9 protein-coding genes are annotated in these 13,814 nt (G+C 56.7%); 8 read left to right on the top strand and 1 reads right to left on the bottom strand.

What is annotated here, in order from left to right:
• Positions 1 to 21: 21 nt before the first annotated feature.
• Positions 22 to 966: an NAD-dependent epimerase/dehydratase family protein gene (locus ENJ54_08610; protein ID HFC09892.1), complete on the bottom strand. Its 945-nt coding sequence runs from the start codon at positions 964 to 966 to the stop codon at positions 22 to 24.
• Between the two features lie 336 nt (positions 967 to 1,302).
• On the opposite strand from ENJ54_08610, the gene ENJ54_08615 reads away from it, so the two are divergent.
• The 8 genes from ENJ54_08615 (at position 1,303) to ENJ54_08650 (ending at position 13,793) form a co-directional block, all read left to right on the top strand.
• Entirely contained in the window at positions 1,303 to 4,179 is a 2,877-nt protein-coding gene (locus ENJ54_08615; GenBank protein HFC09893.1) for a hypothetical protein, read from the top strand.
• 34 nt (positions 4,180 to 4,213) lie between these two features.
• The gene (locus tag ENJ54_08620) at positions 4,214 to 5,536 is read left to right on the top strand and encodes a hypothetical protein (GenBank protein HFC09894.1); all 1,323 of its coding nucleotides are present in this window, start codon (positions 4,214 to 4,216) and stop codon (positions 5,534 to 5,536) included.
• A gap of 568 nt (positions 5,537 to 6,104) precedes the next feature.
• Positions 6,105 to 7,991: a polysaccharide biosynthesis protein gene (locus ENJ54_08625; GenBank protein ID HFC09895.1), complete on the top strand. Its 1,887-nt coding sequence runs from the start codon at positions 6,105 to 6,107 to the stop codon at positions 7,989 to 7,991.
• Positions 7,992 to 8,776: 785 nt separating this feature from the next.
• Positions 8,777 to 10,105, top strand: coding sequence for a nucleotide sugar dehydrogenase (locus ENJ54_08630; GenBank protein HFC09896.1), 1,329 nt, complete (start codon positions 8,777 to 8,779; stop codon positions 10,103 to 10,105).
• A complete protein-coding gene (locus ENJ54_08635) occupies positions 10,102 to 11,040 on the top strand; it encodes a Gfo/Idh/MocA family oxidoreductase (GenBank protein HFC09897.1) in 939 nt (312 codons plus the stop codon). Before ENJ54_08630 ends, ENJ54_08635 begins: the two co-directional genes overlap by 4 nt.
• A gap of 1 nt (position 11,041) precedes the next feature.
• A complete protein-coding gene (locus ENJ54_08640; GenBank protein HFC09898.1) occupies positions 11,042 to 11,638 on the top strand; it encodes an N-acetyltransferase in 597 nt (198 codons plus the stop codon).
• The gene (locus ENJ54_08645) at positions 11,635 to 12,762 is read left to right on the top strand and encodes a DegT/DnrJ/EryC1/StrS family aminotransferase (GenBank protein ID HFC09899.1); all 1,128 of its coding nucleotides are present in this window, start codon (positions 11,635 to 11,637) and stop codon (positions 12,760 to 12,762) included. Before ENJ54_08640 ends, ENJ54_08645 begins: the two co-directional genes overlap by 4 nt.
• 62 nt (positions 12,763 to 12,824) lie before the next feature.
• On the top strand, positions 12,825 to 13,793 hold the full coding sequence (locus ENJ54_08650) for a hypothetical protein (protein HFC09900.1): 969 nt from the start codon (positions 12,825 to 12,827) through the stop codon (positions 13,791 to 13,793).
• Positions 13,794 to 13,814 lie beyond the last annotated feature (21 nt).

Raw genomic sequence — 13,814 nt, forward strand, 5'->3', positions numbered from 1 at the left:
GGAAGGCAGTGCCGCGGCTGGTTAGGCGGGCTGGGCTTCCTTGGGCTGGAAGCGGGGGTCGCGTGTCAGGGTGAGCCGCAGCCCTTCGGCCAGCCCGACTCGCGGGTGATAGTTCAAAATGTGGGCTGCTTTGCTGAGGTCGGCGCACATGCGGGGTACGCCGCCGCCGCTGCGGGGATTGTACACAATTTGGGCGTGGCTGTGGGCAATTTCCAGCACCAGGTTGGCAAGTTGGCGGACGCTGGTTTCCTTGCCACTGCCCACGTTGATGATTTCGCCGGCTGCCTGCGGGGCTGTGGCCGCGGCCACCAGCGCATCGACCACATCATCCACGAAAACATAGTCGCGCGTTTGGCTGCCATCGCCGTGAACGACCAGCGTGCCGCCGCGCACGGCCTGGTAAAGGAAGTTGGGAATGACCGGCGGGTGAGAGGGCGGCAGGTGCTGCCCTGGGCCGTAAGCGTTGAAAACTCGCAGCACCACGGTTTCCATGCCCCACAGCAGCCCAATGGTGCGCACATAGTGCTCGGCTGCGAGTTTGGAAACCGCATAAGGTGAGCGGGGGTTAGGCATCATGGCCTCGTGTAGCGGCTGGGTTTCCTGGAAGCCATACACCGCGCCGGAAGACACCAGCACTACCCGCCGCACGCCGACATCGCGCATTGCTTCCATCAACGCTACCGTGCCGCCGACATTGACGGCGTTGTATTCGCGCGGGTAGAGCACCGATTCCGGCACCGAGACGCGGGCGGCGAGATGATAGACGCAATCGACGCCTTGCAGCAAGGTCCACAGCTTGGGGCGGTCGTTGATGTCGCCGCGGGTGAACATGACCTCGGGCGAAAGGGCTTCGCGGTCGCCCGCCGAAAGGTCGTCTAACCCGCGTACCTGGTGGCCTTCCCGCACCAGGCGGTTGGCTAACGCTGCCCCCAGGAAACCGGCTGCGCCGGTGATGAGAAAGTTCATACCGTGACCTCGTGTGCTGCGCGGCCGGAGCCGCGAGGATGTGCCCCTGCTCATTATAGCACTGCAGAGAACGTCCAGAGCAGAAATCCTACCGCCGACCACCATGCCAGATGGCCAAAGATGGGGAAACCGTCGGGGCGAGAGGCTTACCTTTGGGGCAGGGAGGCGGTCGTGGCGGGGCCGGTGCGGTGGCTTTAGCCCGGCTGACCCGCGTCCTGACAATGCTTCTTGCTGTCGGTGGCGCGCCGCTGGGGCGGGAAAGCGTGGGTATAATATGTGTATTGTTGGCATCGATGGGGCTCTCTGGGCAAAGCGGCCGCGACGCGCGAGGTTTTCATGAATGCTACCGTTTCGGACAAATTTGAAAGGCGCACTTGGCTGTGGTGGGCTGTGTGGGCAACCTTGGGCAGCGTGCTGGGGGGCGGATATTTCCTCAGCCGCCCGTGGTGGTTTGGGCATCCGGTGCCCCTGAGCGTGTGGGGTGGTGAAGTGGCCGCCATTGCCCTGGGCACGCTGGCGATCTGGTGGCTTGCGTGGCAACAGCGGCGGGGAGGCGTTGCCGCGATGCAACGGGCTGCGCAGCGCCCGTTGTGGCTGTGGGGCTGGGGGTGGCTGACGTGGTTGAGCCTGGGGCTGGCGCTGACCCCTTCCGCTTTTTGGGAAGGCAACTTTCGCGCAGCCGTATTGTGGCAGCATGGCCTCTTGCTGTGGTTCTGGCTGGTGTGGGTGGGGGGAAGCGCCTGGTTCCTCGGCTGGAAGCAGCAGGGCGTTTTTCACCGCCCCGCATTCACGGGCTGGAAAACGTTTACTGCCATCCTTGCCCTGTGGGGGGTTGCAGCCTTGTTCATCATCCTTACCGGCTGGGGGTGGCGGGCGTCCTTTTACTGGCAGGGCGTGGGGGTGCCCATCCTCAGCGGGCAGGTGTGGCTTTTACTGACTTTCCTGGGGCTTGGCATCACGGTGGCGCGGTGGATGCCTTCCCGTTTTTGGAAACGGGTCAAGGCGCGCGACGCCATCGTGGTGGTCGTTCTGTGGTTGGTGGCCTTCGGAATTTGGTGGCGCACCACCCCTGCGCCGACCCATTTCCAACCGGCCGCATTCCCTCCGAACTACCAGCGTTACCCTTTCTCGGACGCGGAACGCTATGGCCTTGCCGGTGAGCAAGCGGTGTTGGGCTATGGTTATTTCGCCAGCGCGAGTGCGCCGCGCGGAGCCCTGGTCAACACTCATCTGGGACTGGCCGGTCTGCTGGCTTTGATTCAAGTGTGGGCCAGGCGTGCGTCTGCCATCACCACGGTGCTCCTGCTCCTGCTTGCGTGGATGCCCGCGCTGTTGTACCTGCTGGGGGCTCTCGTGCATTCACGCGCCGCGGGGCTGTTGCTGGCCGGCTTTGAAATTTTGCACGAAAGGAACGCGATTCTGCACGCCGACCTTTTTCATGTTACCTCGCACGTCCACATGTGGGCTACCGAACCCCTGCTGCGGGAAACTTTCGTGCTCCTGACGCTGGCAGCGGTGCTTTTCTTGCAACGCCCGTGGAAGCGCAAAGCGTGGCTGTTTGCCGTGGGGGCGCTGCTGGCCTTTGGTTTGCTCGTCCGGCGGGAGGTCCTGGTACTGGCAGCACTCTCGCCGCTCTTGGTATTCCCCATATTGTTTTCGGGCGGCCGGCAAAGACAACGAATCATCCGGGCTATTGCCTTAATGGGGATACTTGTGGCAGGAATTGCCGCTGTGTTAGTACCATGGGTGGGCCGGGGGCATATTCTCTCATTGAGGCCTCCCGGGGCGCGCTCAAAGATATCAACGGTTTCTATAATCCGCGGGTGGTTGCTTGGCCCGGTAAACACCGTGCTTTCCCCAAAATTTAGAATGGACGTCTTTCAAAATGTTGCCGCAGGCCCCCCTTCTTCGGTGCCTTCCCCCTCGTCGGGCACAACCCTCATTGTGCCCTCCACTTTGCCTGCAGCAACGCCTTCCAAGACAAGCGCTTCCCTCTCCGCCACTCCTACCCCTGAACCGGTGCCAACTGCCACTGCCCAAGCCACACCGCTTCCTCGTCACACGGCGTTGGCCACCCAAACTGCCTCAACTTCTTCGTCAGGCCCTACGTCAACAGGGTTTTGGGAACGCCTTGCTCAATGGCATGAGGGATTGCTCGTTGCCATCGGCGATTTGTTCATCCGCAACATCCTGGCGCTCGTGCTGGCGTTCCCGCCGGTGGCGCGCTTTTACCCCATGACGTGGGTCGTGGGCGAGAAAGTTCCTCTCTGGCGGGACTTCCTCTCCTCCCCCTGGTATCGGTTGCCGGGGGAAACCACGTTGTTACTACTCTTGCAAATGGGGGTGCTTTCCGCAGGCATGGCGGCGCTGTGGCGCAAACGGCGGGAGGCCGTAGTCTTTCCGCTCGGGTTGATGGTTTTCTATTTGGGTGTTAGCGCCGTGGCGCGCGACGCTGGGGGGCGGTATATCGTGCCGCTGGACTGGGTGCTGCCGCTCTTCGCCGCGGTGGGGGGCGTCACATTGCTGCGCGAAGGCGCGGCGATGCTGGGCGGCACGCTGCCGGCATGGTTGCAAACACCGCTTGACTTGGCGGAAAACACGCCACGGCTTGCCCGCCGCGGATGGCAACTGGGCGGCGGCGTGGCGCTGCTTTCTCTGGCCATGGTTGTGCTGGAGTTTGGCGCTATGGGATGGGTGGCTTATTCCGGGCAGGCTGGCGCGAGCACTTGGCCGGCCACCACGCCGCCCCGCTGGCGCCCCACCACCTCCGATGAAATCCTGCGCCGCCTGGATATGCTCCACGCGTGGTCAAGCCTTCCCTGGTCACGCGAAGAGGTGCAGCAGGCGTTAGTGCAGCACAAGGTGTGGGGCAGTTGGGGGTATCTCTTTTACCCCCGCTATGTGCAACCCACCGACGATTGCGGCGGGCCTTGCTGGCCTGGGGGGATAGAATCACCTTCTCTGCTCTTCGCTGGTGTGCTGGGAGGTATAGGGCAAATGCGTTTCCGGCTGCCACTGGCGACACCACCGCCCGCGATTCAGGATGGGAGCGAAGTGCTGGTGCTCTTTTGCAAACCGCTGAGAGATCATGGCTTCATTCATGCAAAAGCGCAGGTTTTGATCCAGATCGAGCGGGGGGGGAAGGCACCGCTCGCGGGGAGTGTGAGGGTCTTTGTGCCGGCAGAGGCCACGCTGGCTTGTCCTCAGCCCTGAGGAGGGAGTATAATGGCTCCCTCTCGCCCTGAGAATGAAACAGCAGCAGGCAGGGAGATGCCCAGGCGTGGAGGATAACGGTATGGAAAACCAAGTCGTGGATCTTTGTGAAGACGAAATCGATCTGCGAGAACTGGTGCTTACCCTTTGGCGTGGAAAGTGGATCATTGTGGCTGTTACGCTGGCGGCCGCCGTGGCGGCTCTGGTGGTGAGTCTGGCATTGCCTGAGCAATATCAGGCCGAAGCGGATTTGGTGCTGACCCAACCCGAATTGGAGAACCAGGTCAGCGAAGGTCTTTCTTTACATATTATAGTGCCGGACGTGAAAACAGTGACAGTCATGGCACAAGCACCTAAATTGTTCCAGCGTTTGAGCGAGGATCCGGCTGTTCAGGCCGCGTGGGCGCAAGAAGAAAAGTCGTTGACATGGCAACGTCTTGCTGGTAGCGCTGAAGTGAAAGAGCAAGGGAAAGATGGATTGCAGTTGTTGTTCAAGGATACGGATCCGGCCCGGGCGGCGTTGGTCGCAAACCATTGGGCTAAGTTGGTTGCAGATGACATCAATGCGCGTTATGGGTGGGAGGCGTTAGATGCCCAACTTGCGCCTCAAATTCGGTCGGCATGGGAGAATTACCAAAAAACGCAGGATAATTATCTTCAGGTACTGGACGGGAGTAAGGCAACTGCTTTGAGTGTCCAACTGGAAAATGTAAAAAGTACTTTGGATTGTGTTCTTTCCCTTTCCCGCAGTCTAGAGCGTTTGCGGGCCAGTGTGGCCTCTTTTGAAAAATACCTGAACGGGTTAGAGACAACCGCGGCGTTTTCTCCTAGTGATGCTTTGACTTTGGTGATGTTGCAACAACAGGTGTGGGCCCTTCAAGTGTGCGCCTCCAGTACCATCAATGTCCAAGTGCAGTGGCCAGCAGACGCTTTGTCCTCATTGACGGTTGGGGAAGCAAAAGGACTCATAAAAGAATTGCAGACTGCGATCGAAGAGCGCGAGCAGGGTTTGACAGAGCAGCAGAAATCTTTAGAGGCTGAGACGGTAAACCTTAAAAAGACGTTGGAAGAAGAGCAGGCTCGCGTGCGCGAGGCGGCTCAACAACGGGATACGGCATGGGAGACTTATCGTTCACTGACTGCATTGCGTTCCCAAACCCAGGCCTTGGCGTCGTCGGAGAACCAGGTGGCCTTGCTGTCGGCGCAAGCGGTACCGCCAGAGGAACCTGTTTCGCCGCGAACAAAGATGAATGTGGCGCTGGCGGCGGTGCTGGGCGTGATACTTGGCATGATGGGTGTGTGGGTGAAGGCGTGGTGGCAGCCGTTGGAAGAGAGCGCTCCCCAAGAGAAAGCATGATGCGTTCTCAAACATGATTTTGGTCATTCAAAAAGCACAATTGGCCTCGCTTGTGGCAGGACCTTGCTCACCCCCGATGAGCCTCGCTTGGCCTTTGGCTTTGTTCAGGCCAGGTGCTTGGGTCACTTGTCCCCTTTCCTCGCCTTAATAAAAGGAGGGCGGGGGACGATTACGGTGACGCGGCAGTGACGCCGCATTTTGTGTTTGCGCTTATCGTCACACTGAACGAGGCCTGCAAATCTTTTGCTCGAGCAGGGCAAGGCTTTCCTCTTTTCTCCCCAGGCTATCCATGAAGTGGGGATGGGCAGAGGCGCCGGTTTCCCCTTTTGCTTCCCTTTCTTCAAGTAGTGGGTAAAATCAGCCTTTGGGCGAGGGCAGGGAGAGCACGGAAAAAGGAACACCTGAGGCATTTTTCAACTCACAACCGTGGGGAAAAGGAGGAAACTCTTGTGCCAGCCAGTAGCAGAATTTTTTCCCCTCTTGGTGAATGCGCCACCCTTTGCCTGATACGCTTCTTGGTCAGAAGGATTCCTGAATGAAGAAAAGATATACCCTCTCGAGAAAAGTGATGGCGGTCAAGTTCCTGCTTGATGCCTTATTGTGGCTGCTTGCTGCGCCTTTGGCTTTTATCCTCCGGGTGGATTCCCCTCGTCTCTTTTTGACTTCCATACTTTTCTACACTTTAGTTTCCGCTCCTATCAAAATTGGCCTCCTATGGCTTAATGAGCTCTATCGGCAAGCCTGGCGGCGAGCAGGCATGCATGACCTCTATATTGTGGGACGAGCCGTGGGGGTTTACAGTGTCATCATGCTCTCCCTGGTGTGGCTATGGCACATTTTTCAATTAGGACGCCCGGGCCTTCTTTTGCCTCGAAGCATTCCTCTTATCGAAGGCACCTTGAGCATTCTGCTTTTAGGGGGTGTGCGGTTTCTCCGCCGGTGGGTGGATGAAAGGCGCATTCGCGCCCAAAGCCCGCAGCCTCGCCAACGCGTTTTACTGATTGGCGCTGGCGAAGCCGGTTCACTCATTGTTCGAGAAATGCAACGACATCCCGATATAGGTTTGTTGCCGGTGGCTTTCCTGGATGATGATCCAGCAAAACAAGGCTTGACCATATTGGGTGTTCCTGTTGTGGGCACTTTGTCTGCTTTGCCTCAAATCATCAAAGGCTATCGGGTTAATGAGGTGCTTATTTCTATGCCTTCTGCTCCCGGGAAGGTGATCCGGCAGATTACTGAGGTGTGTCGGGTAGAAGGGGTGGCTTGTCGTACAATTCCGGCTTTGCATGAGGTCATTTCAGGACGAGTGCTTATTCGTCAGATCCGCGAAGTTCGCCTTGAGGATTTGCTGCGACGCGAGCCTATTCGTCTGGACCTGGATACCATTGCTTCATACCTTAGTGGCAAAACTGTGCTGGTGACGGGAGCGGGCGGTTCTATTGGGTCGGAGATTGTGCGCCAGGTGATTCGCTTTCGCCCACGCTTAATTGTGCTTTTGGGACGCGGCGAAAACAGTCTTTATGAGATGGAGAAAGAAATTCGATTCGAGTGGCCGGGGGTACGTTACCAGGTTATCGTTGCTGATGTGAGGGATGCTGAACGACTAATGCTTGTCTTCCAGCGGGTACAACCTCAAATTGTATTTCATGCTGCTGCTCATAAACATGTCCCTCTGATGGAAATGAACCCCGAAGAAGCCATTCTCAACAATGTGTTTGGAACGCTCAATGTTGTGCGCGCGGCCCAAGCGGTTGGCGTTGAGCGCCTAGTGAATATTTCTACCGATAAGGCTGTCAATCCAACTTCGGTGATGGGGGCTTCAAAACGGGTGGCTGAATATGTGGTGCAAAGTGCTTCTGCCCAAGCCAAACCAGGGCAGGTTTTCGTTTCGGTCCGGTTTGGCAATGTGCTGGGCAGCCGAGGGAGCGTAGTTCCTCTGTTTCAGGAACAAATTCGCCGGGGAGGCCCTATTACTGTGACCCACCCGGAGATCAAACGCTATTTTATGACTATTCCAGAAGCCGCGCAATTGGTTCTGCAAGCAGGAGGGTTGGGAGATAATGGAGCCGTCTATGTTTTGGACATGGGAGAGCCTATCAAAATAGCAGATCTCGCCCGAGATCTTATCCACCTATCCGGCCTTACAGAAAAGGACATTCCCATTGTGTTTACGGGGCTTCGACCTGGGGAAAAATTATTCGAAGAACTTCTGACGGCTGAAGAAGGCGTGTCCAGTAGCCAACACGAGAAAATCTTTGTGGCCCGTATCACGCCAGTAGACGCTACCTGGTTGGCTAAATACCTTGATCTTCTTCGACAAGCGGCTCGTGCCGGGGACGGTCGGCGTATTCGAGAGATCTTGCGGATGATGATACCTACTTACCGCCCCTGGTTTTTGAAGCATTCCAGTCCGGATAACGTTGGAGAAGACTGGAGCAGGGAAGGTGAGCCCTGAAAAACGACGCTATCGTTCCCATCAGGGGCAAGGGCGAAACATCACTTCTACAACATCTGGGCGCTCCCGCGAGGGCAATCTTCACGGGAGCGGTCGAACCTGTGCTAAAATAGCCGCAATTACGGACAAAGTTGTCCGTTACGTTGTAACAGGGACGGCTGTCATGCCGTCCCTTGCGCCTTGGCGTTTCACCGACGATCGCTGTAAAATTGTGAGCCTTTCAATTACAGAAAGACGCCTTGACCACGGAAGGAAGGCTTGTTCTGGTTTTGAGACTTTTTTGCCATCTCTCTTCTCATTTAACCTGAGTTGCGGATAAACGCGTTGAGCGGAGATTGCGGAGCAATCGTCGTTAAAGCGCGCTGTTAGCAGCGTTTCGCACTTCGGCAGCTCAGTGCGGGCACTTTGACGTGGCTCAGTGCAGGCACTTCGGCATGGCTCCCCTTGGTCGCTTCGCTCAGCACGGAACGCTACCAGAGATATTATCCGAAACTGAGGTCATTTAGAGCGAGGCCTGTGTGCCCTGCGGTCTTATGCACAAAGTCAAGATGATGAAGTGGCTTCATGCAGGGATTGCTGAGAACAAGTGTGGCAATGGCTCTTGCTCATGCGCCAAAAGACCTGCCCCCCAAGTGTGGAAATCTTCCTTTTCCCTTGTCCCCTCTATACTCGCATCGTTTGGTGCTGAACCTTCTCTGTGCAACGGTGCTGAGATTGGGTAAGGGGATCATAATTTTGAGAAAGACGGGATGGTTGCATTATTCTGACAATTCACGGAGAAGCATATGGCGGCTAAGAAAGGATGTTCAGAGAATCAGCAACCCTTACTCGAGCGCATCCAGGCACGTTCGGCGCGCGTTGGTGTGGTTGGGTTGGGATACGTTGGCTTGCCTTTTGCACTGGAAGCCGCGCAAGCGGGCTTTCAGGTGACCGGTATCGAGCGCAACCCAGCGCGGGTAGCCATGGTCAACCGGGGGGAAAACTACATCGACGACATCCGGGAAGAAGACTTGCAAGCCGCGGTGCAGGCCGGGCAGTTGCGCGCCCAGGTGAGTTTCGACGGCGTGGAAGACCTAGATGTGGTCGTCATCGCTGTGCCCACGCCGCTTACCCGTCATCTGACGCCCGATTTGCAATACATCGTGGGTGTCACCGAGGCGCTGAGCGCGCACATCCGGCCGGGGCAACTGATCAGCCTGGAATCGACCACCTACCCCGGCACCACTGAAGAGGTGATGAAGCCCATTCTGGAAAAAAGCGGTCTGAAGGCGGAAGAAGACTTCTTCCTCGCCCACTCGCCCGAGCGGGTCGATCCTGGCAACAAGCGCTGGAAGACCAAGAACACCACCAAGGTGGTAGGCGGCGTGGGGCCGCGTTCCTTAGAGGTCGCACAGGCCTTTTACGGGCAAATCATCGAAAAAGTGGTGCCGGTTTCCTCAGCCAAGGCCGCCGAATTGGTCAAGGTGTTCGAGAACACCTTTCGGGCAGTCAACATCGCGCTGGTCAACGAAATGGCCCTGTTGTGCGACCGCATGGGGCTGGACGTGTGGGAAGTGTTGGACGCGGCCTTCACCAAGCCTTTCGGCATCATGCCCTTTTACCCGGGCCCCGGCGTAGGCGGGCATTGCATTCCCCTCGACCCGCATTATCTGGAATGGAAGGCGCGCGAATACAACTTTTTCACCCACTTCATCACCCTGGCCGGGGAAATCAACCGCAAGATGCCGGAATTCGTGCGTGAAAAGGCATATCGGTTGCTGAACCAAATGGGCAAAGCGCCTTCCCAGTCTAAGGTGTTGCTGTTGGGGTTGGCGTATAAGAACGACATCAGCGACTGGCGAGAATCCCCTGCCCTGGAAGTCGCCCATCTGCTGCAGGCCGATGGGGTGGAAGTGCATTACCACGACCCTTACATTCCAGACGCGCAACAGGCAGGGCTGAACTTGTACAGCGAACCGCTGAACGCCGCCCTGCTGGAAGCCATGGATCTGGTTATCATCACCACTGCGCACCAAACGGTGGATTACGCCTTCGTGGTCAAACACGCTCGCCGGGTGCTGGATACCCGTAATGCCACTCACGGCCTCGAAAGTGACAAGGTGGTGCTGTTATGAAACGTTTTGGCCTCACCGGTGCGGCGGGTTATGTGGCTCCCCGCCACCTCAAAGCCATCAAAGAAACCGGCAATCGCCTGGTGGCCGCGCTGGATATTGCTGAAGCGGTAGGTGTGCTGGATGCTTATTTCCCAGAGGCAGAATTTTTTACCCAGCCGGAGATTTTCGAGCAATATCTGGAAGACCTGCGTGATGCAAACGAGGGCGTCGATTACCTTTCTATTTGTACGCCCAATTACCTGCACGAGCCGCACATTCGGATGGCGTTTCGCCAGGGCGCCGACGCCATTTGTGAAAAACCTTTGGTGACCGATTATCAACGGCTGGAGCGTCTGCGAGAAGCCGAGGCCCGTAGCGGCCGCCGCGTATGGACAATTTTGCAACTGCGGGTGCATCCGGTGCTGCTAACCCTGCGGGAGCAACTGCTACGAGAAGGCGGCACCAAAGATGTGGTGCTGACTTATATCACCGGCCGCGGACGCTGGTATCACAATACCTGGAAAACACGCTCCGAACAGAGCGGTGGTTTGGCAGCCAATATCGGGGTGCACTTCTTCGACCTGTTGGGATGGCTGTTTGGGAAAGTAGAACACCTGGAAGTCCATGCCCGTTCGCGGCAGCGGGTGGCTGGCTTCCTGACCCTGGAGCGGGCGCGGGTGCGCTGGCTGCTTTCCATTGCTTTGGACGACGTGCCCCGGGAGCGGCTGGCGCAGGGGCAACGCGCCTATCGCACGATTACGGTGGATGGCGAGCCGGTGGAGTTTTCAGGTGGCTTCACCGACCTGCACACCAGGGTTTACGAGCGCGTGCTGGCAGGTCAGGGCTTTGGCATCGACGACGTCGCACAGGCTATCTGGCTGGTACATCAAATTCGGGAAATGCCCCTCACACTGCCCAAAGCCGAAGTGCGGCACCCGCTGTTGGCAGAGGCGTAACATGACCGATTACTTTGTGCATGAATCGTCGTATGTGGACGAAGGCGCCCGTATTGGTAAGGGCACCAAAATCTGGCATTTTTGTCATGTGATGCCCGGCGCGCAAATTGGCCAAAACTGCGTATTAGGGCAAAACGTTTTCATCGGGAAAAACGTGCATATTGGCAATGGCGTCAAAATTCAAAACAACGTCTCAGTTTACGAAGGCGTGGAAGTGGAAGACGACGCCTTCCTGGGCCCCAGCGCGGTGTTTACCAACGTGCGCAACCCCCGCTCGCCGTTCCCGGTTCACGGGCAATATCAGCGTACCCTGGTCAAGCGCGGGGCGACCATTGGGGCCAACGCGACCATTGTCACTGGCGTGACGTTGGGCGAGTGGTGCTTCATCGCTGCTGGCGCGGTGGTGACCAAAAACGTGCCTCCCTATGCCCTGATGGCCGGGGTGCCCGCCCGCCGCATCGGCTGGGCGTGCCGCTGCGGGGCCGTATTGCATTTTGATGAGGAAAAGGAAACGGTCTGCCCGAAATGCGGTCGCCGTTACCGGCAGATCGATGCCGAGCACATCGAGCCAATCTCTTCCCCGGGGGGAGAAAAATGAGCGAGAACATCCGCATTCCCATTTACGACCCCCGCCCCGAAGTCGAAGCACTGTGGGGGGAATTGCACGAGGCCATCGATAGGGTACTGCGCTCCGGGCGTTTCATCCTGGGGCCAGAGGTGGAGGCTTTTGAAGAGGAAGTGGCCGGGTACCTTGGCGTGCGCTATGCCGTGGGCGTCAATTCGGGCACCGATGCTTTGGTGATTGCCTTGCGGGCGTTGGGTATTGGCCCGGGGGATGAGGTTATCACCACGCCCTTCACCTTTTTCGCCACCGCGGAAGCCATCAGCATGGTGGGGGCCAAGCCGGTGTTTGTGGATATTGAACCTCGAACCTATAACATTGACCCGGCATTAATTCCTCAGGCCATCACCCCGCGCACGAAGGCCATCCTGCCGGTGCATCTTTACGGGCACGCGGCCAATATGGGGCCGATTCTGGAACTTGCCCGTGCGCACAGCCTGAAAGTGGTGGAAGATGTGGCCCAGGCTTTTGGCGGTGAATACAAGGGCCGCAAACTCGGCTCATTGGGCGATGCAGGCGCTTTCTCGTTCTTCCCCACAAAAAACCTGGGCGGTTTTGGCGATGGCGGGCTGATTGCCACCAACAACCCCGAAGTGGCTGAAATGGCGCGGGCGCTGCGGGCGCATGGCGCGCGCAAGAAATACCACAACGAGATGTTGGGCTATAATTCGCGGCTGGATGCCCTGCAGGCAGCCCTGTTGCGCGTCAAATTGCGCCACATTGACGAGTGGAATGCGCGGCGGCGGGCCGTGGCGGCGCGTTATCACGAAGCCCTGGCCGGTGTGGAGGGTTTGATGCTTCCCGTGGAAGCAGAATACGCCCACCATGTGTACCATCAGTACACGGTGCGGGTGAAGCACGGCCGCAGGGATGCTCTGCGGGCTCGCCTGGCCGAAGCCGGCATTGGCACCATGGTGTACTATCCGGTGCCAGTGCATCGCTTGCCCGTTTACGCCTGGCCTGAAGGCTCGCTGCCACAGGCTGAGGCCGCGGCTGAGGAGGTGGTGGCGTTGCCGATCTTTCCAGCATTTAAACAATGTTCTGCTCTTGCTTATATTAGGGAGCAAGTTGGGGATTGTCTATCCCAATTGTCAAGCTAAAATGTCATTGCTCTTTAGTGGAAGTAATAGGCATAATTACTTGTGCTTATGGGGTAACTACCATGGAATTACTCTCTAGAAGTGGTGAACCCAAACCCCTTTTGATCACAGGAATAGAGTATTTTGTTCAACATTTTATTGAATCTTTTTCAAGAATATATCAAGGGCGAATATTTGCTCCTGAGCTGGCTCAAGAGATGTCTCGTTTTCGCAAATTGTCTACTTTAGCTAAATATTTGCCGAAAGTTAATCTCTGGTATCAAATTGGTGGCTCTATTGGCCCTGGTAGGGTCTTCAAATTGGCAAATCTGTTTAATACCCCTGTGGTCTTGCATTGGGTTGGTACAGATGTGTTAGTGGCGCAGGATTACTTTAGTAAACATTCTGAACATTTACAAGTACAATCAAAAATAGTCCACTGGGCAGGAGCGCCTTGGCTTGCCGACGAGCTTAAACAAATAGGCATTAATGCTCAGTTTGTCCCTTTGCCTTTAAAAACGGTAGGCTATTTTCTCTCCCAAGAGCCCCCTCCTTTACCTCGCCAATTTAAGATATTGACTTATATTCCTGAGCGCCGGGCAGCATTTTACGGATGGGAACATATTCTACGTTTAGCCGAAGATTTTCCGACCCTTGACATTCTCGTTATTGGAGCACGAGGGCGTTTTGTCTCTTCTCCCCCTCCAAATATACACTTTTTAGGGTGGCTTCATGATACAGCCAATATTTTTGCGGAGTGTAGTGTCGTGGTTCGGATGACAACACATGATGGCTACGGAGGAACTATTCAGGAAGGATTATCGCTGGGGAGATACGCTATTTGGACTTACCCATTTCCTGGGGCTTTTCTCGCTAAGGATTATGTGTCATTGCGTGCCCACATTGATAGTCTGTACACATTACACCGGAGAAATTTGCTAACCTTGAACGAAAAGGGACGAGCGTATATGTTGCAGCATATGCGTCCGGAGAATTTAACGGCGAATATTCTGCGTAGATTTCAGAATTTGTTGAGCCCTGGCACTCAATAAGAGTAACAGTAGCGCATTCAA

This window comes from Chloroflexota bacterium (assembly GCA_011322445.1).
Taxonomy (GTDB): Bacteria; Chloroflexota; Anaerolineae; order Anaerolineales; family DRMV01; genus DRMV01.